The sequence below is a fragment of the Brevibacterium sp. ZH18 genome (genome assembly GCF_022748595.1).
In the GTDB taxonomy this organism is placed as follows: domain Bacteria; phylum Actinomycetota; class Actinomycetes; order Actinomycetales; family Brevibacteriaceae; genus Brevibacterium.
Map to the genome: position 1 here is coordinate 1 of NZ_JALDSX010000103.1, position 1176 is coordinate 1176.

General features: G+C 55.2%; 2 protein-coding genes. One reads left to right on the forward strand and one right to left on the reverse strand.

What is annotated here, in order from left to right; genetic code table 11:
* Positions 1 to 64: 64 nt before the first annotated feature.
* On the reverse strand, positions 65 to 241 hold the full coding sequence (locus MPN20_RS17100; RefSeq protein WP_242784059.1) for a hypothetical protein: 177 nt from the start codon (positions 239 to 241) through the stop codon (positions 65 to 67).
* 197 nt (positions 242 to 438) lie between these two features.
* Here MPN20_RS17100 and MPN20_RS17105 point away from each other — a divergent pair, with 197 nt between their 5' ends.
* Positions 439 to 822 carry an HsmA family protein gene (locus MPN20_RS17105; protein WP_242784061.1) on the forward strand — a complete coding sequence of 128 codons (384 nt, stop codon included), beginning with the start codon at positions 439 to 441 and terminating at the stop codon, positions 820 to 822.
* Positions 823 to 1176 lie beyond the last annotated feature (354 nt).

A 1176-nucleotide genomic window follows, 5' to 3' on the forward strand; every position in this document is an offset into this window, starting at 1 on the left:
GGGTCGATTGACACCAGTAGAGTACGAAGCAATCATAGAGCCAGCTGCTCTCGCAGCATGACACTCACGCTGTCACCCTTCTTTGCATCAGTCCCTCGCCGAGGTCGTAGGTCGCTGTAATCTGCCGGCGGGTAAGTTCGACGAGCGAAAACTCTTCGTCGAACCACGTAATCAACGCGTCCGGCTCATTGCGAGCCAACTTCACCCATCCTTCGACGTACTTTTTGTTTTCGCCGACCATGACGCATCGCGACCACACATCGAATATTACCGACGCGCAGGAGAAATCGATTGTCTTGTACCAACCGTCTCGACAGTCTGATGATGTAGAAGTTTAAGAGGTGGCATAAGTTCGCGGCTTGCGGCCATCGTCCGCGCAATAATCAGGGCTGGATCGAAGATCTCACCTTTAACAATCAATGGTGTACGGTCATTCACATGTTAGCAATCGCGATCGTTGTCATCACCCTCGCCCTCGTCTTCTACACGCTCGGAGTCTGGGCGGAACGGATGCAGTGCACCCTAAAAACTTGGCACGCTGCGGCTTTCGGAGCGGGTCTGGGATGCGATGCTTTCGGCACGTTCCTTATGAGTCGCATCGCCGATCAAACAACCGGTTCGGCAGGAGCTTTCAACACCATCATGATCTGGACCGGCGGTCTCGCGATTGCCCTGATGGCGATTCATCTCATCTGGGCGGTCCTCGTTCTCGTCCGAAACCGCGAAACCGAGAAAGTGAGCTTTCACAAGTTCAGTCTCGTTGTGTGGGCGATTTGGCTGATTCCCTACGTCACTGGGGCCATCGGAGCCATGGGGATGTGACCGAGAGCCTGCAGCTACGATAGACCTGGGCCGCATCCCTCCGCGGCTGGACCGCTACCGGAACAACTTCCAGAGCTTGTCAGGCTTACACCACTACACCCCTTTGTAATGCCCCATGTCGATATGCCCGCGAAATGTTTCGGATGCCTCACAAAGATTTGCCCGCGAAACTCACCCTTCTTGACTCGCACACCCGCACGACATCCGTCAGCGCCGAGGGGAACGATGCCAGATATAACTGCTTGGTCTTCTTGCTCGAGAGAACTAGGGCATGTCTCCTTTATTGGCGGAGCCATGTCAGGATCGCGCTGATCACGACGGCCGCTCGATAGGTGATGGCGAGCTTGTCGTATC

Coding starts and splice junctions, on each gene's coding strand:
- MPN20_RS17100 (WP_242784059.1), bottom strand. CDS start 241: ATGGTCGGCGAAAACAAAAAGTACGTCGAAGGATGGGTGAAGTTGGCT.
- MPN20_RS17105 (WP_242784061.1), top strand. CDS start 439: ATGTTAGCAATCGCGATCGTTGTCATCACCCTCGCCCTCGTCTTCTAC.